25 protein-coding genes and 2 tRNA genes are annotated in these 25,979 nt (G+C 71.5%); 12 read left to right on the forward strand and 15 right to left on the reverse strand.

Translation table 11 applies throughout. From position 1 onward, the window contains the following. Nucleotides 1–24 precede the first annotated feature (24 nt). Nucleotides 25–1,209, forward strand: coding sequence for an acyl-CoA dehydrogenase family protein (locus F4556_RS00180; protein ID WP_184910504.1), 1,185 nt, complete (start codon nt 25–27; stop codon nt 1,207–1,209). 167 nt (nt 1,210–1,376) lie between these two features. Beyond that, nucleotides 1,377–2,582 (forward strand): saccharopine dehydrogenase family protein, encoded by a 1,206-nt coding sequence (locus F4556_RS00185; RefSeq protein WP_184910506.1) that lies wholly within the window; start codon nt 1,377–1,379, stop codon nt 2,580–2,582. A 75-nt stretch (nt 2,583–2,657) separates the two neighbouring features. Here F4556_RS00185 and ftsX read toward each other — a convergent pair whose 3' ends face one another. The 3 genes from ftsX to F4556_RS00200 form a co-directional block, all read right to left on the reverse strand. Continuing rightward, complete coding sequence (gene ftsX / locus F4556_RS00190) at nt 2,658–3,563, reverse strand: permease-like cell division protein FtsX (protein ID WP_184910508.1); 906 nt, start codon at nt 3,561–3,563, stop codon at nt 2,658–2,660. Between the two features lie 128 nt (nt 3,564–3,691). After that, nucleotides 3,692–4,492 (reverse strand): SGNH/GDSL hydrolase family protein, encoded by an 801-nt coding sequence (locus F4556_RS00195; protein WP_184910510.1) that lies wholly within the window; start codon nt 4,490–4,492, stop codon nt 3,692–3,694. Further along, entirely contained in the window at nt 4,476–5,048 is a 573-nt protein-coding gene (locus F4556_RS00200) for a PadR family transcriptional regulator (RefSeq protein WP_184910512.1), read from the reverse strand. The genes F4556_RS00195 and F4556_RS00200 overlap by 17 nt, the downstream gene beginning before the upstream one ends. An 87-nt stretch (nt 5,049–5,135) precedes the next feature. On the opposite strand from F4556_RS00200, the gene F4556_RS00205 reads away from it, so the two are divergent. Further along, entirely contained in the window at nt 5,136–5,573 is a 438-nt protein-coding gene (locus F4556_RS00205) for a nuclear transport factor 2-like protein (protein ID WP_184910514.1), read from the forward strand. Between the two features lie 17 nt (nt 5,574–5,590). Here F4556_RS00205 and F4556_RS00210 read toward each other — a convergent pair whose 3' ends face one another. Next, nucleotides 5,591–6,478, reverse strand: a complete 888-nt coding sequence (locus tag F4556_RS00210; RefSeq protein WP_184910516.1) for an NAD(P)-dependent oxidoreductase — start codon at nt 6,476–6,478, stop codon at nt 5,591–5,593. Nucleotides 6,479–6,531: 53 nt separating this feature from the next. Here F4556_RS00210 and F4556_RS00215 point away from each other — a divergent pair, with 53 nt between their 5' ends. Beyond that, nucleotides 6,532–6,909 (forward strand): winged helix-turn-helix transcriptional regulator, encoded by a 378-nt coding sequence (locus F4556_RS00215; RefSeq protein ID WP_184910518.1) that lies wholly within the window; start codon nt 6,532–6,534, stop codon nt 6,907–6,909. A gap of 126 nt (nt 6,910–7,035) precedes the next feature. Here F4556_RS00215 and F4556_RS00220 read toward each other — a convergent pair whose 3' ends face one another. Next, nucleotides 7,036–7,764, reverse strand: coding sequence for an ATP-grasp domain-containing protein (locus F4556_RS00220; protein ID WP_184924108.1), 729 nt, complete (start codon nt 7,762–7,764; stop codon nt 7,036–7,038). A gap of 211 nt (nt 7,765–7,975) precedes the next feature. Between F4556_RS00220 and F4556_RS00225 the strand changes: the two genes are divergently transcribed. Then, on the forward strand, nt 7,976–8,746 hold the full coding sequence (locus tag F4556_RS00225) for an SAM-dependent methyltransferase (RefSeq protein ID WP_184910520.1): 771 nt from the start codon (nt 7,976–7,978) through the stop codon (nt 8,744–8,746). Nucleotides 8,747–8,905: 159 nt separating this feature from the next. Here the strand turns inward: F4556_RS00225 and F4556_RS00230 are convergent, their stop codons facing one another. After that, nucleotides 8,906–9,820, reverse strand: coding sequence for a PLL family lectin (locus F4556_RS00230; protein ID WP_184925796.1), 915 nt, complete (start codon nt 9,818–9,820; stop codon nt 8,906–8,908). Nucleotides 9,821–10,254: 434 nt separating this feature from the next. Between F4556_RS00230 and F4556_RS00235 the strand changes: the two genes are divergently transcribed. Next, entirely contained in the window at nt 10,255–12,960 is a 2,706-nt protein-coding gene (locus tag F4556_RS00235; RefSeq protein WP_184910522.1) for a M4 family metallopeptidase, read from the forward strand. A 14-nt stretch (nt 12,961–12,974) separates the two neighbouring features. Here the strand turns inward: F4556_RS00235 and F4556_RS00240 are convergent, their stop codons facing one another. Next, nucleotides 12,975–13,742: a class I SAM-dependent methyltransferase gene (locus F4556_RS00240; protein WP_184910524.1), complete on the reverse strand. Its 768-nt coding sequence runs from the start codon at nt 13,740–13,742 to the stop codon at nt 12,975–12,977. A gap of 23 nt (nt 13,743–13,765) precedes the next feature. Further along, complete coding sequence (locus F4556_RS00245) at nt 13,766–14,686, reverse strand: NAD-dependent epimerase/dehydratase family protein (protein ID WP_184910526.1); 921 nt, start codon at nt 14,684–14,686, stop codon at nt 13,766–13,768. Nucleotides 14,687–14,814: 128 nt separating this feature from the next. Between F4556_RS00245 and F4556_RS00250 the strand changes: the two genes are divergently transcribed. Continuing rightward, a complete protein-coding gene (locus F4556_RS00250; protein WP_184910528.1) occupies nt 14,815–15,528 on the forward strand; it encodes a TetR/AcrR family transcriptional regulator in 714 nt (237 codons plus the stop codon). 467 nt (nt 15,529–15,995) lie between these two features. Continuing rightward, nucleotides 15,996–17,657 carry a TROVE domain-containing protein gene (locus F4556_RS00255; RefSeq protein ID WP_184910530.1) on the forward strand — a complete coding sequence of 554 codons (1,662 nt, stop codon included), beginning with the start codon at nt 15,996–15,998 and terminating at the stop codon, nt 17,655–17,657. Here F4556_RS00255 and F4556_RS00260 read toward each other — a convergent pair. From F4556_RS00260 to F4556_RS00270, 3 genes are all read right to left on the reverse strand, one after another. Continuing rightward, nucleotides 17,641–18,867: a CapA family protein gene (locus F4556_RS00260; RefSeq protein ID WP_246510935.1), complete on the reverse strand. Its 1,227-nt coding sequence runs from the start codon at nt 18,865–18,867 to the stop codon at nt 17,641–17,643. The two genes, F4556_RS00255 and F4556_RS00260, sit on opposite strands and share 17 nt — an antisense overlap. Nucleotides 18,868–18,951: 84 nt before the next feature. Further along, a complete protein-coding gene (locus F4556_RS00265; protein ID WP_184910532.1) occupies nt 18,952–19,719 on the reverse strand; it encodes a protein kinase domain-containing protein in 768 nt (255 codons plus the stop codon). Between the two features lie 53 nt (nt 19,720–19,772). Next, entirely contained in the window at nt 19,773–20,126 is a 354-nt protein-coding gene (locus F4556_RS00270; protein WP_184910534.1) for a VOC family protein, read from the reverse strand. Between the two features lie 152 nt (nt 20,127–20,278). Between F4556_RS00270 and F4556_RS00275 the strand changes: the two genes are divergently transcribed. Next, the gene (locus F4556_RS00275) at nt 20,279–20,623 is read left to right on the forward strand and encodes a RidA family protein (RefSeq protein ID WP_184910537.1); all 345 of its coding nucleotides are present in this window, start codon (nt 20,279–20,281) and stop codon (nt 20,621–20,623) included. 66 nt (nt 20,624–20,689) lie between these two features. On the opposite strand, the gene F4556_RS00280 is transcribed toward F4556_RS00275, so the two are convergent. Further along, nucleotides 20,690–21,400: a hypothetical protein gene (locus F4556_RS00280; protein ID WP_184910539.1), complete on the reverse strand. Its 711-nt coding sequence runs from the start codon at nt 21,398–21,400 to the stop codon at nt 20,690–20,692. A 146-nt stretch (nt 21,401–21,546) separates the two neighbouring features. Further along, nucleotides 21,547–22,194, reverse strand: a complete 648-nt coding sequence (locus tag F4556_RS00285; RefSeq protein ID WP_184910541.1) for a DUF6461 domain-containing protein — start codon at nt 22,192–22,194, stop codon at nt 21,547–21,549. A 78-nt stretch (nt 22,195–22,272) separates the two neighbouring features. On the opposite strand from F4556_RS00285, the gene F4556_RS00290 reads away from it, so the two are divergent. The 3 genes from F4556_RS00290 (at nt 22,273) to F4556_RS00300 (ending at nt 23,523) form a co-directional block, all read left to right on the forward strand. Continuing rightward, nucleotides 22,273–23,079 carry an inositol monophosphatase family protein gene (locus F4556_RS00290; RefSeq protein WP_184910543.1) on the forward strand — a complete coding sequence of 269 codons (807 nt, stop codon included), beginning with the start codon at nt 22,273–22,275 and terminating at the stop codon, nt 23,077–23,079. 293 nt (nt 23,080–23,372) lie between these two features. Then, nucleotides 23,373–23,443 (forward strand) — tRNA-Ser (locus F4556_RS00295). A 4-nt stretch (nt 23,444–23,447) separates the two neighbouring features. After that, a tRNA-Trp gene (locus tag F4556_RS00300) sits at nt 23,448–23,523 on the forward strand. 1,027 nt (nt 23,524–24,550) lie between these two features. Here F4556_RS00300 and F4556_RS00305 read toward each other — a convergent pair. Continuing rightward, a complete protein-coding gene (locus F4556_RS00305; protein WP_184910545.1) occupies nt 24,551–25,006 on the reverse strand; it encodes a hypothetical protein in 456 nt (151 codons plus the stop codon). Between the two features lie 112 nt (nt 25,007–25,118). After that, nucleotides 25,119–25,745: a DUF6629 family protein gene (locus F4556_RS00310; protein ID WP_184910547.1), complete on the reverse strand. Its 627-nt coding sequence runs from the start codon at nt 25,743–25,745 to the stop codon at nt 25,119–25,121. Between the last annotated feature and the right edge of the window lie 234 nt (nt 25,746–25,979).

Genomic DNA, 25,979 nt, shown 5'->3' on the forward strand with positions numbered 1-25,979 from the left:
CTGTCATCGTATTGAGGAGCACAGATGACGATCAATGAGGCGAAATCACAGGCTGAGCTTGTCGGCCGGGCGACGGATCTGGTGGAGGTGATCCGCAAGCATGTTCCGTGGCAGGAGGAGAACCGGGTTCTCCATGAGGAGGTGCTGCGGGCGGTCACCGATGCCGGGATCATGAAGATGCGGGTGCCGGTGCGTTACGGCGGCGCGGAGTCGGATGTGCGGACGGTGTCGGCGGTGATCGCGGAGCTGGCGCGCGGGGACGGCGCGGTCGGGTGGACGATCAGCACGTACACGATGGGGTCGTGGCTGGCGGGGCTGTTTCCCGATGAGGTGCAGGACGAGATCTTCGCGGATCCGAGTGTGCGGATCTGCGGCGGGGTGAACCCGTCGGGGGTGGCCACGCCGGTGGACGGCGGGGTGGTCCTGAACGGGCGGTGGCATTTCGTCTCGGGTGCGCCGCACAGTCAGTGGGACATGCATTCGGTGCTGCTGGCCGATGGTGCGGGCGGGTTCGAGCCGGCGACGATCGCGGTGCCGATGTCGGATCTGACGATCGTGGACGACTGGCACACCGCGGGTCTGCGGGCGACGGGGAGTGTGACGACGATCGCGCAGGATCTGTTCGTGCCGCGGGCGCGGGTGCTGCCGATGATCCCGGTGATGATGCACGGGCAGCACGCCTCGAAGCTGAACGCGGATTCCCTGACGTGGAAGCTCCCGTTCGTGCCGCACGCCACCGCGGTGACGAGTTCGTCGGCGGTGGGGATGGCGAAGGCGGCGCGGGAGGCGTTCTTCGAGAAGCTGCCGAGCCGGAAGATCGCCTACACGCACTACGAGCGGCAGGCGGAGGCGCCGCTGACGCACCTTCAGGTCGCGCAGGCGGCGATGAAGATCGACGAGGCGGAGTTCCACGTGCGCCGCGCGGCGGAGCGCCTGGACGCCAAGGTGCGTGCCGGTGAGCTGTGGTCGCTGGAGGAGCGGGCGCTGTCGAAGATGGACGCGGCCACGGCCTGCCTGCGGGCCAAGGAGGCGGTGGATGTCCTGAACACCGCCAGCGGCGGCTCCTCCATCTACTCCGACCAGCCGATGCAGCGCATCGAACGCGACATCCAGGCCCTCAACCTCAACGGCGTCCTGCACCCCAACACCGTCGCCGAGACCTACGGCCGCATCCTGTGCGGCCTGGAACCCAACACCGACCTCCTGTAGAGCCCGGCACGGGCGGCCGTGCGGCAGGGACCCGAAAACCCGACCGCACGACCGCCCACGTCCACATCCACGTCCATCAGCCCTCACGCCGAGGCCCGCCGCCGTTGACAGTGCCCCGACGGGCTCCTAGCGTGGCCCACTCGATTACCCGCGAGTAGGGACTGTCAATGACCGCGCCGCGCCCGTACGACCTCGTCCTGTTCGGCGCCACCGGGTTCACCGGCGGGCTCACCGCCGAGTACCTGGCCCGGACCGTGCCCGAGGGCTGCCGCTGGGCGCTCGCCGGGCGGGACGAGCGCAGGCTGGCCGCCGTCCGGGCGAAGCTCGCGGGGATCGACCCGCGCTGCGCCGACCTCCCGCTGCTGGTCGCGGACGCCGCGGACCGTGAGGCGCTGCGCGAGGTGGCCGCCTCGGCCCGGGTGGTGGTGTCCACGGTCGGCCCGTACCTGCGGCACGGCGAACCACTGGTGGCGGCCTGCGCGGAGAGTGGCACCGACTACGTCGACCTCACCGGCGAGCCGGAGTTCGTCGACCGGATGTACCTGCGGCACCACGAGCGGGCCTTGGCGACCGGCGCGCGGCTGGTGCACGCCTGCGGCTTCGACTCGGTGCCGCACGACCTCGGCGTCCTGTTCACCGTCGAGGAACTGTTGCGCCATGGCGGCCCGGCGGGCCGGCTCTCGGTGGCGGGCTTCGTCCGCGCCGGCGGCACCGTCTCGGGCGGCACCTTCGCCTCGGCGATGACGGCCTTCTCCCGGCTGCGGGCGATGGCACAGGCCGCCCGGGCGCGCCGCGCGGTCGAGCCCCGGCCGAAGGGCCGGCTGGTGCGAACTCCGATCGGCCGACCGCACCGGTCACGGCCGGTACGGGCCTGGGCGGTGCCGATGCCCACGATCGACCCGCAGGTGGTGTCCCGCTCGGCCGCCGCACTGGACGGGTACGGCCCGGACTTCGGCTACACGCACTACGCGGCGGTTCGGCGGCTGCCGATCGCCCTGGCCGGCGGCGCCGCGGTGGCGCTGCTCGTCCTCGCCGCCCAACTGCCGCCACTGCGCCGGGCACTGGGGCGGTTGCGCAAGCCCGGCGACGGGCCGAGCGCGGAGCAGCGGGCGCGGTCCTGGTTCAGCGTCCGGTTCGTGGCGCGGGCGGAGGACGGGCGGACGGTCTTCACCGAGGTGTCCGGAGGCGATCCGGGCTACCAGGAGACCGCGAAGATGCTGGCCGAGTCGGCGCTCTGCCTGGCGTACGACGACCTGCCGCCCGTGGCGGGACAGTCGACCACGGCGGTGGCGATGGGCCGGCCCCTGATCGATCGGCTGGTCGCGGCGGGCATCTCCTTCCGGGTGCTGGACACCCCGCCAGGGCTCGGGTGAGCACTGCGACAGCTCAGCGTCGGTGTCGACACGTCGATGACCGATCCCACCGGGCAGGGGCAGGCTGAGGCGGCGTCAGACCTTGAGGTGCTTCCGCAGGGTGACGAAGGCCGCCACACTCGCCATGCCGATGCCGACCGCGATCAGCAGCGGGATCACCGACAGCACCGAGGACAGCCCGATCAACCGGAGGAACCCGAGCTGATCGGCCAGCGTGCGCCGGAGGAAGTAGTGCCCGCCGATCAGCATGCCGCAGGCCAGCGCAGCGCCGAGAAGCGCGGCGAAAGCCGCCTCGGCGATGAACGGCAGCTGGATGTACAGGTTGGAGGCGCCGACCAGACGCATGATGCCGGTCTCCCGCCGTCGGCTGAACGCGGACACCCGTACGGTGTTGACGATCAGCAGCAGTGCGACGAACAGCATCAGCACCATCATCGCGAAGGCAGCCTTCTGCAGGGCGCCGAGCAGTCCGAACAGCTTCTCCAGGACCTTCTTCTGGTCCTCCACCGACTTGACGCCCGGGCGGCCGGCGAAGGCGCTCCGGATCACCTCGTACTGGGTGGGGTCGGTCAGCTTGACCCGCCAGGAGCGCGGCAGCGCCTCCGCGCCCACCGCCTGCATCAGCGGGCTCGCGGGGAAGCGTTCCGTCCAGTTCCGGTACGCCTGCTGCGAGCTCTCGAAGGTGGCGCTCTGCACCAGCGGGAGCTTCGCCAGCTTCTCCTGCACCTCGGCGATCTGCTGGTCGGTGGCGGCACCGGCCGCACACTCGGCGATCCTGGCATCGGACTTGGTGCAGAAGTAGATGCTCACCTCGACCTTGTCGTACCAGAAGTCCTTCATCGCGTTGACCTGGTCACGCACCAGCAGGCTGGCGCCGGCCAGGGCGAGCGACATCGCCACGCTGATCACCACCGCGACGGTCATGGTCAGGTTCCGGCGCAGGCCGGTGCCTATCTCCGACAGGACGAACTGGGCGCGCATGCCTCGCCTCGCTCCGGGGGGGACGGAAGTTCCTCACCTTAGACCTGTCCGACCCGGCCCCGGCGTCGCAGTGACCGTCGTCACACGACCGCCCGACTACCGCCCCGATCCCGGGAGATGATGACCGGTCAGCCCGCCGCAACGACCGGCAGGAGCGCCGGACGGCGGGCGGAGCGCCCGTCACCGGAGGAACGGCCGCGGATACGGCGCGCCAGCCAGGGGCCCAGGAACGCGCCCGCCCAACGGAGTTCGGCGGCAGCGGCCCGCAGGGCACCGGGCACCGGCTGCGCGGGCAACCCCCGGGTCCAGCTGTCGTCACTGCCGGGAAGGCCGAGGGCCTCCGCCACGGCCTCGGCGATCCGCTGATGGCCGAGCGGGGAAGCGTGCAGACGGTCGGTACTCCACATCCGGGGATCGGTGGTGGCCTCCGGAAGCGCGGTCTCCGCCACCGCCACACCGTGCCGCGCCGCGGCGGCCCGGATGTGATCGTTCAGCTCCAGGACCCGGGGGCGCAGCGGCTTGGCCAAGCTGACGATCCGTCCGATGTCGGGGAAGGTCACCGTGGCGACCTGCGCCCCCGCCCCCGTGAGGGCGGCGAACATCTCCTCCAGCTCACCCGCCACCCGCGCCGCGTCGAAGCCCGGCCGCAGCAGGTCGTTGACCCCGGCCACCACGGTGGCCAGGTCCGGGCGCAGCGCGAGCGCGGGCCCGAGCTGTTCGGCCCGGACCTGCCCGGCCAGCCGGCCCCGGACGGCCAGGTTGGCATACTGCACGGCGGGGTCGGCGGCCGCCAGCTGCTCGGCCAGCCGGTCCGCCCAGCCGCGCAGACCGATCACATCGTCCCCGTCGCCGACGCCCTCGGTCTGGCTGTCGCCGAGGGCGACGTAGCGGAGGTAGGTACGGGTCTGGGGGTCAGGCGTGTTCGGCACGGTTCTCCTGTCGCGCTCTCAGGACGGCCGCGATGCGCAGGCACCAGTCCCGGGTCTCCTGTTCGAACGCCACGCCGCGCAGGCAGGTCAGGTACGGCCCGATCCGCTCGCCGTGACGCAGGTACTCGTCCTCCGGTGCGTCGCCGCGCAGCGTCCGGAGCAGCTCGGTCAGGAACTCGACCTTGCCCCTGGACACCTCCGCCCGCTCGTCCAGCTGCGCGATCACCGCTGCGGTGCCGATCCGGTCGGCGGCCTGCACCTTCACCATCAGGTCGTCCCGGATGAACGAGGGCTTCGCCACCGTCTCCGCGAACGCCTCCAGTTCGGCCCGGCCGGCCTCGGTGACCGTGAAGAGGCGCTTGTTCGGCCGCCCCTCCTGGAGCACCTGACGGCCCGACAGCAGGCCCTCCTTCTCCAGCTTGGCCAACTCGGCGTAGAGCTGCTGGGGCAGCGCGTGCCAGAAGTTGGCCACGCCGATGTCGAACGCCTTCGCCAGCTGGTAGCCGCTGTACTCGCCGTCCAGCAGCGCGGCCAGTACGGCGTGCCGCAGTGCCATCTCCGTCGCCCCTTCCCTTCCGAGGTCCGCGGCTGCATCATACTCAAGAAACTGACTACTCAGATCGATGACTATCGAGGAGGACCCGTGGGGTCGACCGCCGACCGCTTCCGCACCGCCGTCGAGAAGGGCGAACACGCCGCCCTGGAGGACCTGTTCAGCGAGGACATCCGTTTCTACAGCCCGGTGAAGTTCGCCCCGTTCGAGAGCCGCCCGCTGGTGCTCGGGCTCTTCGGCGTCCTGCTGCGCACCTTCGAGGACTTCCGCTACCTGGGCGAGCTCGAGGGCACCGCCGAGACCACCGGTGGCGGGCCCGCCGCCCCCTGCGTGATCCTGCCGTTCCGCACCACTGTCGACGGCCGGCAGATCCACGGCATCGACCAGCTCCAGTTCGACGCGGACGGCCGGATCAACGAGTTCACCGTCATGGTCCGGCCGCTGACGGCCGTTCAGACCCTCTCCGAGGCCGTCCTGCGCGGCCTGGTCGCCGACGGCCTGGTCCCCGCCCCGGCCCCCGAGCGGTAGCCGCCGGCGAAGGGGTCTCAGCGCCGGCCCAGCACCTCGGCGAGGCGGCTCACCCCGTCCTCGCCGTGGCCGAGGGCGATGGTCCGGCGGGCCAGGCCCTCGGCGGCGCGCATCACCCCGGACTCGATGCCGTGCGACTCGGCGGCGTGCACGACGTGGGCCATGCTGGAGACGCTCGAGGTGAGCGGGTTGATCGCGCCCGAGTAGCTGCCGCTGTCGAAGTCCTCGGCGAACTCCGCGAACAGCGGGGGCAGGATCGCCCCGATCCCCTGCGCGAACGGCGCCAGCTCCCGCCCGCTGATCCCCTCCGCCTTGGCCAGCGCCAGCGCGTGCACGTACCCGGCCATCGCCGTCCAGAAGATGTCCAGCAGCGCGATGTCGAAGCCGGCCGCCCGGCCGATCTCCTCGCCGAGGTGGGTGTGGGTACCGCCGAGCGCCGCCAGCACCGGCGCGAACCGCTCGTAGAGGTCGGCCGGCCCGCTGTGGATGAAGACCGCCTCCGGCGTGCCGATGCTCGGGGCCGGCGTCATGATCGCGCCGTCCAGGTACTCGACGCCGTGCTCCGCCGCCCAGGCGGCCGTGGACCGGGACCGGTCCGGCGCGTCGGCGGTCAGGTTGACCACCGCCCGGCCCTTGAGCGCGGCCTCGACCTCCGCCCGGCGCAGCACCGCGTCCGAGGCGTCGTAGTTCACCACGCAGACGACGGTCAGCTCGCTCGCCGCCACGGCCTCCTCCGCCGTCGCCGCGCTCACCGCGCCCCGGGCGACCAGTTCGGCGTCCCGGCCCGGGGTGCGGTTCCAGACCGTGGTGCGGACGCCGGCGGCCACGAAGGCACCGGCCAGAGCACGTCCCATCGGCCCGAGGCCGAGCACGGTGACGGTGGGCTGGGTGTGGTTGGTGGACATACTTCATCTCCTGTAGACATGGTGGTGGACAACGAGGAACCCGGGGAGAAGAGATGACGCGCAGTCAGGCCGTGAACCCGAACGTGTGCGGGGTGACCGCCGCGATCGCCGTGATCGACGGCAAGTGGAAGACGTCCCTGCTCTGGCTGCTGGAGGCCGGCCCGCACCGCCCCGCCGAACTCCGCCGACGGCTGCCCGGCCTCAGTGAGAAGGTCCTCACCCAGGCCCTGCGCGAGATGGAGTCCGACGGCCTGGTGCACCGCGAGGTGCACGACGTCCTTCCGCTGAAGACGGTCTACTCCCTCAGCGATTTCGGCCGCCGCCTCTCCGACGCCCTCGGCCCGGTCTCCGACCTGGGCTACGAACGCCTCGGCCGGATGGCGGCCGAGCAGGCCGGACAGGTCGCACAGGTCGAACTGTCGGCCTCCTGACCTGCTGTCATCTCCCTTCGCCCTTCTGGGCACCAGTCTTGTCGCACCGCACGTCCCTGCCCAGTACGCACAAAAAGGTGGCCACTGGGGCAGGGACGGGCAGGGCCGATGCTCACGCCGGGCGGATCAGTGCCGGACGAACGCCAGGTCCCCCGGCAGCAGCCGCTCGCGCGGCCCCGCCGCCCGCAGCACCACGTCCAGCACCCGCGCCGGATCGGCGGCGTACGCGTGCGAGAACCACGCCATGTTGGCCTCCACCACGGCCCAGCGGTGGCCCGGACGGTACGGGTCGAGCAGCTGTCCGACGTCCACCACGACGGCGCTCGGCAGGGTGTGACCGGCCACGGCGACCAGCCGGTCGGCGAACTCCGTGATCTCTGCGGCGACGGCCCGGTCCGTACCGAGCGGGCGCGGGTCGAGTCGCCCGAACACCGCGTACCGGCTCGCCGCGGCGATCCGGCCGTCCAGCAGGAACAGCCGGTACTCGGCCGCGAAGGTCACCACCTCCGACAGCAGCACCGGTGTCACCGGGTCCAGGTCGGAGGGCAGTCGGGAGCCGTCGGCGTAGACGTCCGCCGGGAAGGACTTGTCCCGGGGCGGCTTGACGAACGTCGGCCGGTCGAGCGCCCACGCCTCCGCGACGGTCGCCGCCCGGACCTGACGGCCGGTGAACTCCTCCGGCAGCTCGGCCAACCAGCCGTCCACCGGTTCGAGCAGCGCGAACCCGAGCCGGTCCGCCAGGCCCGCACCCGCGACCGGACCGCCGTACCAGTGCGCAGGGCCCACCAGACCGGACTCCTCCGCCCTGCGCACCGCCATCCCCCGGCCCGCCGCCTCGACGGCGAGCAGCTCCATCGTCGACGTCCACCGCCCGGGCATGACCAGCACCGCAGTCCCCTCCTCGATCCGCAAAACCGCCACGCTAACCCCGCCCGGTACAAAGCCGCACCCACATATCCGGCGCCTGGCGACGAGTGCACGCCGAGGCGGACTGCCCCGGGGAGGAGCTGACGGCGGGTGAAAATCCGCTGGCAGTACGGTAGTTCGCGCCATTACCCTCCCGGCGATGACCAACCCTTCAGGCTTCGGCGCTGCCCGCCGCCTCACCTTCCACGTTCCCCTGTCCACCACGCGTGCCGACCGACTCGTCGCCGAACTCGCCTCCAGGAAGCCGGCGTCGGTGACCGACTTCGGCTGCGGCTGGGGCGAGCTCCTGCTCCGCGTGCTGGATGCCGCGCCTCAGGCGCACGGGATCGGCGTCGAACTGCACGGCCCCGACGTCGAACGCGCACGCGGCAACGCGGCGGGACGCGGACTGGCCCACCGGGCGACCTTCGTCGAAGGTGACGCCAGGGAGCACCTCTCGCCCGCCGACCTCGTCATCAGCTCAGGGGCGTATCAGGCGTTCGGCAGCATTCCGGACGCACTTCAGGCCCTCCGGCCGTTGGTGAACCCGGGCGGTCGGCTGCTGTTCTCCTGCGAGATCTGGGAACGCACCCCGACCGCCGAGGAACTGACGAACCTGTGGCCCGGCAGCACGGTCGACACCTGCCTCCACCTGCCGGACCTCGTCGATCAGGCCGTAGCAGCAGGCTTCCGGCCGCTGGGCATCGAGACGTCCACCCGCGGCGAGTGGGACAGCTTCGAGTCCGGGTTCGCCGCAGACGCGGAGGAGTGGCTGCTGGCCAACAGCAACCACCCGGAGGCCGACGCCGAGCGTGCCAGGCTCGACGCGCACCGCACCACCTGGCTGCGAGGATCTCGCGAGGTCGTGGGATTCGCGTTCCTGACGCTCGGAGTCCCGACGGACACGCCCCGAACCGCGGAACGGCCGTAGGTGGCGGTGGTACTGCGACGGGAGCCGGACTGCCCTCGTCGACGTGGATGCCGGCAGCCATGACGAGACGGCGCTGACGTGGCATCGGCCCGGCTTCTGGGAGGGAGCCGGGCCGATGCCTTGGGATAGGGGCCGGTTACCGCAGGGACCAGCCGGAGGTCAGAAGACGAGCTTGATGACCGCCTCGGCCGCGGCCTTCCCCGCCGCGGATACGATCGCGTTCACCAGGTCGCCGAGGGCTCCCGTGACGCCGGCCGCGAGCGTGTCCGTCCCCTCCAGGCTGGCCTTGAACGTGCCGTTGAGGATGCCGTCCCACTTCTCGGTGATCTGCGGGTTGTTGCCGACGAACGTGAAGTCGTCGTTGCGGTCGGGAGTACCGAAGGGCAGGCCGGCGACGGTTCCTTCGGTGTGGCCGGAGTGTTGGAAGGTGAACACGGTTCCGTCCGGCGTCATCACGGCGGCGGAGATCGTGTAGTCGATGTTGTCGAAACCGCTGTCGTGCGCGTGCGTGCTGAACGAGAAGAAGCCGTCCTGCCTCATCACGACGTGCGCCGAGCCTCCGATGGCGATGTCGGTGGTGACGTCCTGGTCGAAGTTCTTGCTCGACGTGTCGTACCAGAAGTGGTCCTGGAGGGACGCGTCGCCGCCGACGAACCAGAGTTCCATGCTGCCCGGGATCCGCGAGACGGCCGCGACGCCACTGGTGATGGAGGCGCTGCCGGCAGGCGCGAGCTCGAACCCCTGCCAGTTGCTGCCCTCGTACCAGAACCGGTCCTGCACCGAACCGTTCGCCCCCACGAACCAGACCTCCATGCTGCCCGGGATCCGCGAGACGGCGCCGATGCCGGTGTGGGTGGAGGCGCTGCCGGGGGGTGCGAGCTCGAAGGACTGCCAGTTGTTGCCCTCATACCAGAACCGGTCCTGCACCGAACCGTTCAGGCCGACGTACCAGACCTCCATGCTGGTGGGGATGCGGGAGACGGCGGCGACGCCACTGGTGATGGCGGCGCTGCCGGCGGGCGCGAGCTCGAACCCCTGCCAGTTGCTGCCCTCGTACCAGAACCTGTCCTGCACCGACCCTGGTCCGAGCTTCCGGTCGAGGAGAGCGTGAATTGGTTCCAACTCATCTGGGATTCTCCAGTACTTCGCTGTCGGAACACACGGGCCGGGAGGGTCCCGGCTCATGGACGGGGCCGCCGACGACGGCCCGGCTTGCGTGAGCTGCCGACCGGTGTCCCGGGCCGAGTGCTCAACGCGTGCTCCCAAGTTAGGAATTCGACCTGCCCAGCGGCATGAGGCCGTGGTCCCGGATGCGTCCCGGGACCTGTGGACCAGTTCGGAGCCCCCAGCCCGGGACAGGCGGGCCGTTCTGCCCGTTCGGACAGGCCACCGCCGCCCGAACGTGCACGTATCTCCCGGATTCTCTGCATTCACCGGCAAACGCCTGGATTTTTCGAACGTCTGCGATCAAGTATCGAACTGACGAACCGTCACCGATCCCGGCTTCCGTGGAGGACCTCTCAGTGCCGCACCCGTCCCGCACCCCCAAAGCGCTCGGCCTCGCCGTCACCGCCGCGCTGAGCCTGACCCTGGCCGCACCCGCCGCACCCGCCGCCGCGGCACCCGACCCCGACCCGGTGCCCGCGCTGGTGGCCGGCCGGGAGACCGCCGCCCCGCAGCTGGTCACCGGTCTGGCCGAACGGGCCGAGGGCACCCCGGCGGCAGCCGCGCTGGCGCAGCTCGCCGCCCACCCGGAGCGGTACCGGATCGACCCCGGGCAGCTCACCGAGGTCGGCACCGAGCGCACGGCCGACGGGCGACACACCGTCAGGTTCCAGCAGTACCACGGCGGTGTGCCCGTGCTCGGCGCGCAGTACCTGGTCCGCCTCACCGGTGCGGGCGCCGACCAGCGGGTCGAGTCGGCCGGCGGCAAGTACTTCACCGGGCTCACCGCGCCGACCACCGCCGCCGTCCCGGACGCGATGCTGCGCGGCCTCGCGCTCGGCTCGCTCGCCGACCCGCGGGCCCGGTCCGGCGCCACCGCGGAGGACCACGGCCTGGTGGTGCTGCCCGGCGGCACCGGACGGCTGGCCCGGCACTTCACCGTACGCAGCAGCACCCGCCGGCCCGACGGCCGGCCGACCACCCGCGAGGTGTACGTGGACGCCACCGTCGGCGGCATCGCCCTCGCCCACGACGCCCGCGCCCCGTACCCCGCCGGCACCCGGGCGGCAACGGTCGGAGTGCCCGCCACCGGCACCGCCACCGACGCCTACGGCCGCCGCGTGCAGGTGAACACCACCCGCCTGCCGGACGGCAGCCACCAACTCGTCGACCGGACCCGGCCCGCCACCATCACCACCTACGACGCGGCCGGCCGCGACCTGGTGGACTTCGTCGGCGGCCTGCCCGCCGACCTCCGCCCGGCCGCCTCCCCCACCGCCGACTTCCCCGCCGCCACCGGCACCGGCGGCGCCACCGACGCCCACCTCAACGCGGGCCTGGTGTACGACTTCTACCGCGACCGGCTGGGCCGGGAGGGGCTGGACGGCAAGGGCGCCCCGATCGTCTCGCTGGTCAACATGACCAACGACGGCGAGCCCATCATCAACGCCTCCTGGGACGGGAGCATGATGACCTACGGCGGCGGCGGGCCGAAGTACCACTCGTTCGCGGTCGCTCTCGACATCGCCGGGCACGAGATGACCCACGGCGTCATCGACCACACCGCCGCCCTGGTCAACGCCGGGCAGAGCGGCGCGATGAACGAGGCGCTGGCCGACTACTTCGGCAACGCCGTCGAGGTGACCGCCCGCGGGATGGCGATGACCGACCCGAAGGCCGCGCTGCTCGGCGAGGCGGTGTGCCGCACCGGCACCCCGGAGAGCTGCGCGGGCCGTCGGCTCGACGACCGCCGTACCACCGTGGACGACTACCTCGGCACCGACTCGAGCCTCGACCAGGGCGGGGTGCACCTCAACTCCACCATCTTCTCCGGGGCACTCTGGGACCTGCGCCGCACCCTCGACCCGCTCACCGCCGACCGGCTGGTCTACCGCGCGCTCGCCGAGTACCTCACCCCGCTGGACGACTTCGTCGACGGCCGCGACGCCGTGCTCGCCGCCGGGCGCTCGATGAACCTCAGCCGGGCCCAACTCCGTACGGTGGCAGCCGCGTTCGACGCCCACGGCATCCGCGCGGGCTGGGAGTCCCGGCTCGGGACGGACAGCCGCGCGCTGGTCCGTGCCATCCCCACCTCGATGGCCGCCCCCGCTGTCGCGGGCGGGCGCTGGGTGATGGGCAACGCCACCGGCACCGGTGACCCCGCCCTGTACACCGGCTCCACCGCCGGCCCCGGCACGCCCACCCGGCTCAGCCCGCAGGACGGCCGCCGGCACAGCTGGGCCGCCACCGACGGCAGGTCCGCCGCCTGGCTGGCCGTCGGCCCCGACGCCGAGGGCAAGTTCGGCATGGAGGTGCTGACCCGCCCACTGGCCGGCGGACCGGTCCGCAGCCTGCTCGCCTCCCGGACCGAGCAGCTCGGCGAGGTCCGGATCTCCGGCGGTGACATCGCCTTCCTGGCGGAGGACTTCGCCACCGGACGCACCGTCATCCGCCTGTCCCGCGACGGTGCCGCGCCGGTGGAACTGCCGCTGCCCGACGGCCACCGCCCCTCCGGTCTCACCCTCAAGGACGGCCTGCTCGGCTGGACCGAGCGGTGGACCACCGGGCAGCAGGAGCGGTCCGCGGCCACCGTCCGGTCACTCGCCACCGGCCGGGTGACCGCGCGGTACGAATCGGCCGGCAGCATCAGCTCCACCCTCCTCGCGGGCGGACGGCTGCTCTGGACCGAGACCCCCGCCGGGCCGACCGCGCGCAGCGCGATCCGTTCCGGCGCCCTGGACGGCTCGGGCGTCACCGACCTGCTCCCCGCCGACTCCCCGTACGCCGCGGCGACCCCCACCCTCACCGCCTCCGACCAGGCCGTCACCTTCCGGACCACGGGTAGCCGGCCCGCCGACGGCTGGACCAACGCGGCGCTGCCCAAACTCTGGCAGCTGCCGATCACGGGAGGCACGCCCGTCCGGGTCTCCTGCAACCGCGGCGGCCAGTACGAGGCGGCCGCCGACCGGGGCACCCGGGTGCTCTGGCTGGACGCCACCCCCGGCCGCACCGACCTGGTCGTCCGCGAACACCCGGCCGGCCACTGCTGACCCCAACCCCCTGACTACTGCCCGGATCGCCGACGCGCGAGATGCACGGTGATGTCGGCGGCGATCTCGACCGTCCCGGGCAGCACCCGCGCGATCGCCTCGTACGCCTCCAGCTGCCTCGGGCGCGGCAGCTGGAGGTACGCCGAGACGGTCGACAGGTGACCGACGTAGTCGGCGGCGCCCAGGGTCATCCGCCGCTTGATGACGTGCTGCCGGACGTCGGAGAACAACGGGGACAGCAGCAGCTCCGTACCCGGCCACTGCATCTCCTCCTCCGGAGCCGTCCCGTCGGGAGATGACACCTCGTCACTCTCCAGGAACGGCGCCCGCGCCACCCGCACCGACTCCTCGACAGCCGGGTCGGCCAGCTGGACCGGTCCCCCGAACGAGGCGAACACACCGTCAGGTTCCAGCAGCGCGGCCACCCGCGACCACCGGCCCTCCGGGCGCGTCCAGTGCAGGGCCGCCGCCGCATAGACCAGCCCGTACGTCTCACCCGCCCGCAGGTCCTCGAACGCGGCCCGGACGGTCCGCACGTTCGCGGGCACCGCCTTGCGCAGCTCGGCGAGCATCGCGGCGTCGGGCTCGGTCGCCGTGACCGCGACCCCCTGCCCGGCGAACAGACGGGTTGCCTTGCCCGTCCCCGCACCGATCTCCAGGGCGGTCCGCACCGGTCGGCCCGCGTACGTCGTCACCTGGTCGAAGAGCTCCCGGGGATACCCGGGCCGGAACCGTTCGTAGGCTTCCGCGACAGCGCCGAAGCTCAGTGCACGAGCAGACATGCCCGGCATCCTGGCACATGGCGCTACCGACCGAGCCTCGCCCGCCACCATTCGACGGTGGCCCCCAGTGCCTCGTCGATCGGGGTCGGCGCCTCGCCGAAGGTCGCGGTGTAGGCCTGGGAGTCGAGCACGAACGGCCGGTCGAACTGGTACTGCACCTCCCGCAGTTCCCCGAGCATGGGGTTGACCAGGCCGGCCAGGTGGAGTGGCCACCAAGGGATCCGGCCGACCTTGGCCGGTGGCAGACCCGCCAGCCGGCAGAGCTGCCGGACCGCCTCCCGGGTCGACAGCGGCGGGGCGGTGGGTACGTGCCAGGCGCGCCCCCAGGCCCGCTCGTCGGCACCGAGCCGTACGAGCGCGCGGGCGATGTCAGGAACGTACGTGAAGCTGTGCGGTGCGTCCGGGTTGCCGATCATCCGGACTGCCCGGCCGGCCAGCAGCGCCGGCATCAGCCGCTGGGCAAGGTGGCCGGTCCCGGTGACGCCGGGCCCGAAGAAGTCCGAGGCCCGCGCCTCCGTCATGCGGATCCGGCCGGCCTCGTGCCGGGCCGACGCGTCGCGCCACATGCCGATGCGGACCCGGGCCTTGGTGCCGGTGCCCGCGAGCGGCAGGTCCTCGGTGAGGGGGCCGTCGACGGGGCCGTAGCCGTACAGGTTGCCCGTCGTCACCAGCACCGCGCCGGAGGACTCCGCCGCGTCCAGCAGGGCGTTCGCGATCGGCGGCCAGTCCGTGGGCCAGCGGTGGTAGGCCGGGCCCGCGCAGTTGTAGATCACCTCGGCGCCCTTGGTGGCCTGCCGGAGTGACGCCGTGTCAGTGACGTCGAGCGCCACACTCCCGTCGCCGCCGGAGCGGCTCAGGACGACGACCTCGTGCCCCTGTTCGTCGAGCAGTCGCGCCGTGGCGGCGCCGACCGGGCCCTTGCCGATGACGATGTGCCGTGCCATCCGAGTCCTCCTGGAGAACATTGAGAGCAGCGCTCTCTTCGTGGACAAGTGTTCTCGTAGCGGTGGGAGTAAGTCAAGAGCACCGCTCTCCCTTGTGTGCACTGCTCTTGAATGACAGGATGGACGGCATGACGGCATCGCAGACCGCACGGCAGCTGGCCCGCGCCGAGCTCACTCGCGCGATCAAGGAAGCCGCCACCCGGCAGCTCGCCGAGACCGGGGCCGCCGCGTTGTCGCTCCGCGCGGTGGCGCGTGACCTGGGTCTGGCCTCCTCGGCGCTGTACCGCTACTTCCCCAGCCGGGACGCACTGCTCACCGCGCTGATCATCGACGCGTTCAACGCGATCGGAGCGGCGGCCGAGACGGCAGCGGCCGTTTCCGGCGACCCGGGGACGCGCTGGCTTGCCGCGTGCCGGGCGGTCCGCCAGTGGGCACTGGCCCATCCGCACGAGTTCGCCCTGGTCTACGGCTCCCCCGTCCCCGGCTACCAGGCCCCCACCGACACGGTCGACCCCGCCACCCGGGTCACCCGCCTGATGGCCGGCCTCGTCGTCGAGGCCCACGCCTCCGGCCTCCTGCCACCCCCCACCCAGCCGCTCCCCGGGCCGAGACTCGTTGCCCAACAGGTGCTCGACAGCGCGGGCGGGGCGCCGGCCGAGCCGTACGCGGACCTGGTGGAACGGTCGCTCACCCTGTGGATCGCCCTGATCGGCACGATCAGCTTCGAGCTGTTCGGTCACCTGAACAGGGTGATCACGGACCACCCCGCGTACTTCGACGCCGCCATGACCATTGCGGCCGAGGCGATCGGGCTCCAGCTCCCGCCGTCTCCTCCTGCGTGAAACTCGGATGCGGACGGGCGGGCTCGCCGTCTATCGTCACTCTCGTCCAGGTGCGCAGGCCGAGGTTACTTCCACTGTAAATGGGCAGGTCACGGGTTCGAGTCCCGTCATCGACCTCGGGTCGGTGTAGCTCAGTTCGGTAGAGCAGCTTTGTACCTCAGCCGCTTCTGATCTCTGGACACCACATCTGAACAAGTACGTCCGCACCTCCCGGTGCGTCGGCAGTGGTTACTTCTGGTAGTGCGCCCCTCGGGGCGCTGCGGTTCGAGCCCGCGACACCACCGCCACCTTGATCTCGGGAGGCACAGCGCCGGGGTGCCCGGTGCGCGGGCAACGGTTACTTCGTGGAGTGCCCTCGGCACCTTGAAGCGGACGTCTCACCTACCGTCGCCCATCCGATCTCGGGCACCCCCGCTCTGCCGTGCCTCCTGCTTCTTCTCCGTCAGTCCGTCGCAGGGGGCTTCACCATGTCGCGATTCAACGTCCGCAAGGCCCGGCCGGCCGCCGCCTCGCCCGTGTCCACCACCGGGCAGCGCACCGTCAACCACCAGGGCGGCACCGGGTTCCTCCGCGACGAGAAGTCCGAACTCTTCCTGCTCGCGGTCGCCAACACTGTCGGCCAGGACACCTTCTACGAGAACGGCGGCGACCGCGACGACCGCTACACCGCGCTGGTCCGCCAACTCGCCGTCCAGGACCCGGAGTGGACCCTCGGCCTGCTCCGCTGGCTGCGGTACGGTGCGCAGCTGCGCACCGCCGCGCTGGTCGGCGCCGCCGAGTTCACCCGGGCCCGGCTCGACGCCCAACTGCCCGGCCTCTCCCGCCAGGTGGTCGACGCCGTCCTGCAACGCCCGGACGAGCCAGGCGAGTTGCTCGCATACTGGACCTCCAAGTACGGCCGGGCCCTGCCCAAGCCGGTGAAGCGCGGCGTCGCGGACGCCGTCCGGCGGCTCTACAACGGCCGGGCACTGCTCAAGTACGACACCGCCTCCAAGGGCTACCGCTTCGGCGACGTCCTGGAGTTGACCCACCCCTCGCCCGACCCGGCCAAGCCGTGGCAGGGCGAGCTGTTCGCGTACGCGCTGGACCGGCGGCACCACCCGGAAGCCGCCGTCCCGCCCGCCTCCGACCGGCTGCTCACCGCTCACCACGCGCTGCTGGCCACTCCGGTGGCCGAGCGGCGGGCCCTGGTGACCGGCCCAGGTGGCGCGGAGCGGCTGGCGGCGGCCGGAATGACCTGGGAGGCGCTGGCGGGCTGGCTGCAAGGGCCGTTGGACGCGGCCGTCTGGGAGGCCGTCATCCCGTCGATGGGCCCAATGGCGCTGGTGCGCAACCTGCGCAACTTCGACCAGGCGGGCGTCAGCGACGAGGTCGCCGCCGAGGTGGCACGACGGATCAGCGACCGGGGCGAGGTGGCGCGCTCGCGCCAGTTCCCGTTCCGCTACTGGGCGGCGTACAAGCACGTACCGTCGCTGCGCTGGGGCCAGGCCCTGGAGCGGGCGCTCGCGCTGTCGCTCGGCAACGTGCCCGCGCTGCCCGGCCGGACGCTGATCCTGGTCGACCGCTCACCGTCGATGTTCCCCGGCTACGGCTACTCCACCCGCAACAGCTCGGACATCCCGCTCGCCGAGCAGGCCGCCGTCTTCGGCGCCGCGCTCGCGCAGCGGGCCGAGTCGCCGACGCTGGTCCAGTTCGGCATGCGCAGCGAGGTCGTCGCCGTACCCCGGGGCGGCAGCGTGCTGCGCCTGATCGAGGCGTTCGGCCAGATCGACGGCACCGACATCCCGTCAGCCGTGAAGCAGCACTACGCCGGACACCACCGGGTGGTCATCGTGACGGACGAACAGACCCGAGCGGGCTGGCTCCCCTCCAACTGCCACGGCCACTGGGGCGGCATGCCCGAAACCCTCATCGACGACCTGATCCCGGCCACCGTCCCCGTCTACATGTGGAACATGGCCGGCTACCGAGCAGGCGCCACCACCACCGGCAGCGCCAACCGCCACGCCTTCGGCGGCCTCACCGACGCCGCCTTCCGACTGATCCCCCTCCTGGAAGCGGGCATCGAAACCGGCTGGCCCTGGGAGCACGACCGGCCCCTGGCCGGGTCGGTCAGGAGCCCATGGTGAGCCCGGCGGCGGCACCGGAGCGGCTGAGCACGACGGCGCGGATGTGCTCCAGGGCCTTGGCCCAGGCGGCGTTGCCGGGGTTGCGGCGGAGTGCTTCGTTCAGGTTGAGCACCCGGTAGGGGGTGCCCAGGTCCATCAGTTGGGGGATGAACTCCGCCTTGCTGACGGTCCAGGGCTGGTTCGGTCCGCTCGGCGGGGTGAAGGCGAAGCGGGCGATCGAGCTCTGGTTGCCGCGGGGGTCGAGGGCGCCGGAGTGGTTGTACATGTCGCCGGCGATCTGGTCGCCCATGCCGTAGACCACCCAGGTGCCGTTCACCTGTTCGTAGGCCTGCGGGATGTGAGCGTGGGTGCCGAGGATCAGGTCGATGTCGCGGCGGCCGCCGGTCTGTGCCGCGGTCAACTCCTTGGCCAGGGTGAGCTGCTGCTCGTTCGGCTCGTCCTGCCATTCGGTGCCCCAGTGCACGCTGACCACCACGATGTCGGCGCCGGCCCGGCGGGCGGCGCGGGCGTCGGCCAGGATCCGGTCGCGGTCGATCAGGTTGACCGCCCAGGGCTGGCCCGCGGGCAGCGGGATGCCGTTGGTGTCGTAGCTGTACGCGAGCTGGGCGACCGCCGCGCCGCCGGCCGTCAGCAGGGCGGGGCGGGCGGCCTCGGCCTCGGTGCGGGCCGAACCGGTGTGCTGGAGGCCGACCGCGTCCATCGCAGCGAGGGTGCGGCCGATGCCGGCGGAGCCCGCGTCGAGGGTGTGGTTGGAGGCGGTCGAGCAGGAGTCGTAGCCGGTGTCCCGGAGGGCCCGGGCCACCTCGGGCGGTGACTTGAAGGTGGGGTAGCCGGTGAACGGGCCGCCTTCGGCGCCGTAGACGGTCTCCATGTGACAGATCGCCAGATCGGCATCGGCGACCACCGGCTTGATCCCGGCCAGCATCTTCCCGAAGTCGTACCCGGTGCCGCCGGCGTCCGCCTGGGCCTGCCGGATGATCTCGGTGTGCGGCAGGACGTCCCCGGAGGCGACCAGCGTGAACGGCCGCGGTCCGGTGGGGCTCGGGCTGGGGACCGGGCTCGGCTGCAGGCTCGCTGCGGCCACCGGCGCGGCGGACGGCTGCGGGACGGGCGCGGAGCAGGCCGCCGCGGCGACCAGCAGGGCGGCGGTCGGCAGCACGGCCGTTCGGCGGGGAAGGCGCATCGTCAGCTCGTCTCGTGGTCGGTACATCCGACTATGAGACGGCAACCGGCGCGAGACACGGAGCCGCGCCCCAGCACCACCCGAAGGGCCGAATGCCCGGCACAGCCGCAGTCAGACGGTCACCCCGACCGCGTACCCCACCACCGCCACCAGCCCGGCGCAGATCACCGCGCACAGGACCCACCCCAGCGGACGCCGACCCGGCTGCCCGTAGATCCAGAACTGCCGTTCCGCCACCGTCCGTTGAGGCGGAGCAGCCGGCTCCTCCTCGGCCACCGGCGCCCCCGCCAGCCGACGCAGCCGAGCAGCCACCGCCTCGGTCCGCTCCACGCTCAGCCCGGGCGGCTCGTCCAGCAACTCCAGCACCAGTTCACCGAGTTCCCCCAGCGAACCGGGCAGCGGCGGGGAGCCGAGCAGCTCGTGCAGGGTGCTCCCCAGCGCCCGCAGATCCGACACCGGTGCCGGATGGACCGTCCCGAAGCCGAGGATCTTCACCGTGCCGTCCCCGGTGAGCAGCAGCCGGTCCGGCTCGATCCCGCCGTGCGCCGTCCCCGCCCGGTGCGCGAACGCCAGCGCCTCCGCCAGCTGCGCACCGAAGTCGGCCACCGTGGCCGCCGGGTACCAGCCGTCCAGCAGGTGGTCGCCCAGGGTGTATCCGTCCAGGAACTCCATGACCAGGAACGGCGTCCCGTCGTGCTCCCCCACCTCGTGCACCTCGACGATCCCCGGATGCCGCAACCGAGCGGCCGGCCCCGGGACACCGGTCGGCGTCTTCACCGCCACCGGCCGCCCCGACACGGTGTCCTCCGCGATCCAGATCCCCGGCACCCGCTCGGCATCGATCCGATACCGGCCACCGATCACACTGCCGATCTCCACGCCGCCCCCAGCCCCTTCGGCCCCGTCACTTCGAACGTCCACTCGCGCTGCGGTCAGACGGGCTGCCACAGCTCGACCCGGTTGCCCTCGGGATCGGTGACCCAGCCGAATCGGCCGACGCCCTCCATGTCCTGGGTCTCCTCGGCCACGTCCGCGCCCTTGGCGCGCAGTTGCGCGAGCATCGCCGCCAGGTCGCGGACCCGGAAGTTGAGCATGGTCTGCTGGGCGCGGGACCCGAAGTAGTCGGTCTCGGACTCGAAGGTCGCGAACACCGTCCGCCCGGCTTCCTGGCGCCAGAGGCCGTACTCGTCGGCGTCCAGACCCAGGCAGTCGCGGTACCACGCGCTCAGGGCCGCCGGGTCTGCGGCCCGCAGGAAATATCCACCGATGCCAAGCACACGTTCCATGCCGCCATCCTGCCAGGGCCGGGATCGGGCGGCCGGGCACCACACCATCACCCCTCAGCCGCAGGGTCCGGTCCCCCATCTGGACGGCGCCGACGGCGGTGCGGTGGCGCCGGTACCATCGGCGCTTCTGAACGATCTACGGAGGTCAGCCCATGATCCAGCGGTTCGGCGCGGGCAAGCGCATGAGCGAAGCCGTGGTGCACAACGGCACGGTGTACCTGGCCGGCCAGGTGGCCGACGACATCGCCCTGAACGTCGAGGGGCAGACGAAGGCGGTGCTGGCCGGCATCGACCGGCTGCTGGCCGAGGCCGGCAGCGACAAGAGCAAGGTGCTCCGCGCGGAGATCTTCCTCGCGGACATCAAGGACTTCGACGCCATGAACCTGGCATGGGACGCCTGGGTGCCCGCCGACGCCGCTCCCGCGCGGGCGACCGTGCAGGCTCCGCTGTACCGCCCCGAGGTGCTGGTCGAGATCCTCGTGACGGCCGCGCTCTGAGCCCGTTAGGGGTCGCCTTCGACGCCAGGGCCGACCGCGGACGGTCGGCCCTGGTACCCGCTCGCCTCAGCTGCCCAACGGCCGGAACGCGGACCTGACGTCGTCGATCGCCCAACCATGCCCTGGCATGCACTTCAGCGCACGGTCGGCGGAATTCCCCGCGTTCGTACCGGTGTTGAAGTTGAGGTTCGGGGTGTTCGGCAGCACGCCCATGTAGTACTGGCCCTGCGTCGTCCACACGCACTGGTGCAGGTTGAGGAACCGGCTGCCCGCCAGGTCGAAGGACTTCACCCCCGAGTTGGCCAGGTTCAGCCGCCAACTGACGTCGCCCGGAGAACATTTCAGTACCGTGTCCGCCGTGTTCGAGACGTTGCTGCCGGTGTTGAAGTTGAGGTTCGGGGTGTTCGGCAGCACTGCGGTGTAGTGCTGACCACCTGCAACGTAGACGCACTGGTGCAGATTCAGGTACCGACCCGCCGTCAGGTCGAAGGGCTTCACCGCCGAGTTCGCCGGAGCCAACGACCACCCTCCGCCGCCCGGCCCGCACGAGAGCACGGTGTCCGCCGAATCGGCCACCCTGGTACCGGTGTTGGTGCTGCTGTCGGCCGTGTTCGGCAGCACGTTCGTGTAGTGCTGGCCACCGCCGACGTACACACACTGATGCAGATTCAGGTAGCGCTGAGCGATTCGCGGCACCGCGGCCGTGGCTGTGGATCCCGCCACGGTGAGCACGAAGGCCGACACAACAGCTGCTGCGACAACGGGAATTCTGCGCATGGCACTCCTCCTGAGCCGAGGCCGACCACTCGGCCTGACTGGAAGTCAAGCTAGTGGTTCGCATACGTCAGCAGTCGACCCGCACGGCCGGACCACCCGTACGGCCCAACTCCCCAGCCAATACGACGAGATGTCTCATCGCTCGCCTACGGCTGGGGTGCGTAGCCGATCACGAACGTCGCCGTGCGCAGCACCTCCGCCGTGAGCCGGACGCCCGTCAGCCGCTCGCCGAGGGCGAACGCCGCAGGGATGTGCAGGCGGTAGTCCCGGTCGTCGCTCTCCCGCAGGTCGAACCCGCAGGCCGCCAGCAACGTCGCGACCTCGGGGTCGGCGGCATCCGGACCGTCCCGGTGAGCGGCGAACAGCGGCTCGAAGTGCAGTCGGGTGCGGCCGCCCTCCTGCCAGTAGAAGTGGTCCACCGCGTTGATGTTGCGGTAGTGCGCGACCAGCCGGGTGCCCTCGCTCAGCGCGGCCATCACCTCCCGGGTGATGCCGAGGTTGCCGTACTGCTCGACGACGACGGCCCAGCCGTCCAGCTCGGTGACGCCGACGGCCACCAGGTCCTCGTCGAGCTCAGCGAGCGCCGGGTCGGCGCCGTCCGCACGGTCGTCGAACTCGTCGAAGGCCAGCAGCGCGTCGTCGACTCCGGTGACCGGCCGGCCCTGCACCGCACCCAGGCGACGCAGCAGCCCCTCAGCGGAGACTCCCTCGACCAAGGTCAGGCAGTAGGACTCGACCAGGCCGGGAAACTCCTCGCGGAACCAGATGTAGTCGGAGGCGTGCACGTCAGTCATGCTGGCGATGATCACACACACCTGTGACAGCGTCAGATCCGGGCCTGCGAGGCCCTGACGGTCGGTACCCTGCAGGACATGATCGAGTCATACACAGGTCTTGACGACGCCGGAGTCGCGATAGCCGCCGCACAGGCCGGCGCGGACGTGGTGCGCGGCATGTACGGCCAACGCCTCCGCCGCTTCGACAAGGGTGCCGGGGACTTCGCCACCGCCGCCGACGTCGAGGCCGAGCGGACGATCCTCGGCGTCATCCGCGCCGCACGTCCCGAGGACGCGGTGCTCGGCGAGGAGGGCGGGCAGCAGGGTGTCACCGGGGCGGTGCGCCAGTGGCTGGTGGATCCCCTGTGCGGCACGCTGAACTACGCCGTCGGCAACATGCTGGTGGCCGTCAACGTGTCGCTGTGCGACGGCGCGGCAGCGGTGGCCGACCCGTTCAGCGGCGAGGTCTTCTTCACGGACGGCGTGACCGCCTGGGTGCGGCAGGACGGTACCGACACGCCGCTGGCGCCGACCTCCGCCACCCGGCTGGTGGACGTCAACCTCGATCCCCCGTTCCCGAGTGCACCCGGCTTCCGGGCCGTGGAACTGATGGGGCACCCCGGGTTCGTCGAACACTTCCGGCCGCGGGTCGTGTCCACCACGCTGGCCCTGGCCTGGGTCGCGGCCGGCAAGCGCGCCGCGTACGTCACCGACGGCGGCGACCTCTCCTCGAGCGTCCACTTCGCCGCCGGGATCGCACTCTGCCGGGCCGCCGGCTGCGTGGTAACCGGCATCGACAGCGCCCCGGTCGGACCGGCCGGCCGCGGACTCGTGGTGGCCGCCGACGCCGAGACCCACGGGCTGCTCATGTCGATGATCCACGGTCACTCGACCGTCGCCTGATCGGACGTCAGCTCACCCGCTCCGGATCATCGGCAGCGGCACACAGCGCTCCGAGGACGGTACCGAGTACCACCGCAGCGCCGAAGCACCAGCCTGCCCACCAGCAGCCCGAGCGCCAGCACGAGTATCACCAACAGCTCCCGGACGGGTTCGGGCCGCTGCGCTGAAAATGACGGCGGTGCACAGGGCCCGTGCCGTGAAGGCCACCTGACAGCCGGTAGGGCTCACAACGGCACGGGGCCCGAAAACCTGTGGCCCTTGCGCAGGCCGTGCCACAGAATCAGGACCAACGACCACCCGTAGCTCAGACCAGCAGAGCACCGGCAGATGACGGATGTCGCCGGTTCAAGTCCGGCCGGGTGGCTCGTGCGGGTATAGCTCAGTCCGGTAGAGAGCAGCCGCCTCCAAAGCGGTGAGCCGGGGGTTCGATTCCCTCTACCCGTGCAGATTTTCCGGCCGTCAGGCTGATACCAGGCCCGTCCCGTTCCGGGGCGGGCCGTTTGGTGTCCGCCTAACGCCGTCGGCCTTGAGCCGGCCAGAGCGCAGCGTCCACTCCCTCCCCGTCCGCGACGATCCGCCAAGCCGGTGCGGCTCTTCTCGACAGCAACCCGCCGCAGGCCTTGACGGACGAGATCTGACGTCGTGCCATGAGAGGACGCACCGCGACGGGGGGATGACACGATGGCGGCAGAGGGACACGACGGACCCAGTGGCGAGCCCGAGAGCCACAAGGAGGTCCCGCAGAGCAGCGGTCGGAAAATCCCATCTGGCAATGACTTCGCCCATGTAGCTTGGATCGTCCTGGCTCTCATCGTCTTCGGGCTGATCTTGACCGCGGCATCCGGCGATTGCTCTGGTGCTAACTGCGGCAACACCGGGCCCTTGTGGCACTGATCACCGACCTGCCCGCGAACCTGGCCGCCGCCGCGCTGGTCGCCACCACCGGTTCGCTGCTGCGGCGCCATCGCCGGGGCCTTGCGGTCGACGATGCGCCCGGCAGCCGACTTCGACACTCCGGACAGCGGCGCCGCATGTGGCAGGAGCTGGGCGTCGGGACCGCAGAGGGCCGGGAGCACCTGGACACCCACTCCAACGACCCACCCGGGCACGGCCGGTGGACCGCCTCCCTGGCGAGCTGGCCTGACCCGCGACCGCCGTCGCATACCCATGCTCGTTCAGCTGCATGGTCATGCTCGCTGCGTTGCTGAACAGCCGCCCAGGGGTAGGGAGGGACCCCTCAAGCCCTTCCCCGTCCCCTCTCCCCCGCAGGCGTACGGCACCTCGCCATCTGTGCGGGTTCCAGAGCGGTGAAGCCGAGCTATGACCTGTCCGCCGGGCGGCTGGTCACGCCTTACGGCGGACAGGTACGAGCGTGCGACCTCGGGTGCCGGTCTACCACCCGGGGCAGTGAGCGGCCCAGACCAGTCGTCCAAGAGACCGATGAACTCCGCGAACTCCAGGAACTCCCTGACTACTTGTCAGTCCCGAAGTGGGTGGCCTTCCCTCCGAACGCGAGGATCCAGGACTCGTCGACCACGCCGGGGAGGAAGCTGACTACGTCGATGTTGTGGAACTTGACCCCGTCCTGTTCGGCAGCGGGGACGAGCTTGCTGCTCTTGGGCGGTTGGTTGCCGAGGAGCTTCCCGGGCGATGCGATGATGCCCTCCTTTCCGTTGATGTTGAGGATGCCTGAGGCGATCGCCAGGATCCCTGCGTCGAGGTCCATGATGTCCGCGAACGACTTCTTGCCGAGCCCCGGACCGACGGGGCCCCCGTTTGCGATCGCGAGGTCTTCGTCGGCGCCAGGCTTCAGGAGGCCGCCGATCCTTTGCGAGGGTTGGGCCTCGGCGGCCTGAGCAGGGGCCGCCAGGAACAGGGGGACGGCGGTCGCCAGGGCGATGGCCCCGAATACGGTCCGTGATTTCATGTCGTGATCATGGATCGCGAGACACACACCCGCCATCCCGTTGGGCCAGATGCCGCCCATCCAACCAGCCGGCTCACCCGCCCGGCCCGAGGAGGTGCCGCCCCCACTTCCCTCACGCCACCGCCGGCTGCCGCACCCAGCGCAGCAGCAGAACACTCACCAGGGCCGCGAGCGCGCACCAGGTGGAGGCGAAGGCGGTCCGCCAGAGGACGGCGCAGATCAGCGCGGCGACGGCCATCACCCACCCGAGCCGCCGCAGGGCGGGGTCGGGGTTGAGGACCAGCGGGCCGAGCGTGGCCAGCAGGTACGCGATCAGCAGCAGCGGCGCGAACGGGAGGCCGACCGCGTAGCTGAGGGTGTGCCCGTGGGCCTCGGCGGTCACGGGGCCGGCCAGCACCGCCGCGGCCAGCGGCACCGCGGTGGCGAGTCCGAGCAAAAGGAACGGGAGCAGGCGCCGGGGCCGCCCCGAGGCGTACCAGGCGCCGAACGGGACCAGCGTCACCAGGACCGGCATCGCGATCAACGCCCAGATCACCCGGGCGACTTGGGCCACCTCGGGGTCGATCCGGCCTTCACCGCCGAGCCAGACCGCGGCTTCCACCAGCTGGTGCACACCGAGCAGCAGGGGCAGCGCCGCCAGCGGTACCTGCCGTCGATGGCGTACTCCGCTGAGGCAGGCCACCCCGAGACCGGCCACCACCGCACCGGTGACCAGATCAGCCTCCGCGCTCCAGCACATCGGCTCCTCCCAGCGGCCAAGATCGCTGCTCCACCATAGGGCGCCGCCTCAAGAGAGCGGCCGCGACCCGCCGCACCCGACGTAGCACCCTCACGATGCGACGTCCACCTAAGAGGTTCGAGGTAGGCAGGTCCACCGCCCTTGCCTACGCTGTCCCCCGCCTCGTCGCCGGAGGGCGACCTGACACCTCGTCACTCTTCGCCCCACGGGGGACATCATCAAGACTCGAACAGC

It is taken from the genome of Kitasatospora gansuensis (genome assembly GCF_014203705.1).
In the GTDB taxonomy this organism is placed as follows: Bacteria; Actinomycetota; Actinomycetes; order Streptomycetales; family Streptomycetaceae; genus Kitasatospora; species Kitasatospora gansuensis.

Coding starts and splice junctions, on each gene's coding strand:
- ftsX (WP_184910508.1), bottom strand. CDS start 3,563: ATGCGCGCCCAGTTCGTCCTGTCGGAGATAGGCACCGGCCTGCGCCGG.
- F4556_RS00275 (WP_184910537.1), top strand. CDS start 20,279: ATGATCCAGCGGTTCGGCGCGGGCAAGCGCATGAGCGAAGCCGTGGTG.
- F4556_RS00305 (WP_184910545.1), bottom strand. CDS start 25,006: ATGAAATCACGGACCGTATTCGGGGCCATCGCCCTGGCGACCGCCGTC.
- F4556_RS00225 (WP_184910520.1), top strand. CDS start 7,976: ATGACCAACCCTTCAGGCTTCGGCGCTGCCCGCCGCCTCACCTTCCAC.
- F4556_RS00310 (WP_184910547.1), bottom strand. CDS start 25,745: ATGTGCTGGAGCGCGGAGGCTGATCTGGTCACCGGTGCGGTGGTGGCC.
- F4556_RS00250 (WP_184910528.1), top strand. CDS start 14,815: ATGACGGCATCGCAGACCGCACGGCAGCTGGCCCGCGCCGAGCTCACT.
- F4556_RS00220 (WP_184924108.1), bottom strand. CDS start 7,764: ATGGAGCTGCTCGCCGTCGAGGCGGCGGGCCGGGGGATGGCGGTGCGC.
- F4556_RS00200 (WP_184910512.1), bottom strand. CDS start 5,048: ATGGCACTGCGGCACGCCGTACTGGCCGCGCTGCTGGACGGCGAGTAC.
- F4556_RS00215 (WP_184910518.1), top strand. CDS start 6,532: ATGACGCGCAGTCAGGCCGTGAACCCGAACGTGTGCGGGGTGACCGCC.
- F4556_RS00240 (WP_184910524.1), bottom strand. CDS start 13,742: ATGTCTGCTCGTGCACTGAGCTTCGGCGCTGTCGCGGAAGCCTACGAA.
- F4556_RS00185 (WP_184910506.1), top strand. CDS start 1,377: ATGACCGCGCCGCGCCCGTACGACCTCGTCCTGTTCGGCGCCACCGGG.
- F4556_RS00180 (WP_184910504.1), top strand. CDS start 25: ATGACGATCAATGAGGCGAAATCACAGGCTGAGCTTGTCGGCCGGGCG.
- F4556_RS00210 (WP_184910516.1), bottom strand. CDS start 6,478: ATGTCCACCAACCACACCCAGCCCACCGTCACCGTGCTCGGCCTCGGG.
- F4556_RS00280 (WP_184910539.1), bottom strand. CDS start 21,400: ATGCGCAGAATTCCCGTTGTCGCAGCAGCTGTTGTGTCGGCCTTCGTG.
- F4556_RS00270 (WP_184910534.1), bottom strand. CDS start 20,126: ATGGAACGTGTGCTTGGCATCGGTGGATATTTCCTGCGGGCCGCAGAC.
- F4556_RS00285 (WP_184910541.1), bottom strand. CDS start 22,194: ATGACTGACGTGCACGCCTCCGACTACATCTGGTTCCGCGAGGAGTTT.
- F4556_RS00290 (WP_184910543.1), top strand. CDS start 22,273: ATGATCGAGTCATACACAGGTCTTGACGACGCCGGAGTCGCGATAGCC.
- F4556_RS00245 (WP_184910526.1), bottom strand. CDS start 14,686: ATGGCACGGCACATCGTCATCGGCAAGGGCCCGGTCGGCGCCGCCACG.
- F4556_RS00260 (WP_246510935.1), bottom strand. CDS start 18,867: ATGTACCGACCACGAGACGAGCTGACGATGCGCCTTCCCCGCCGAACG.
- F4556_RS00255 (WP_184910530.1), top strand. CDS start 15,996: ATGTCGCGATTCAACGTCCGCAAGGCCCGGCCGGCCGCCGCCTCGCCC.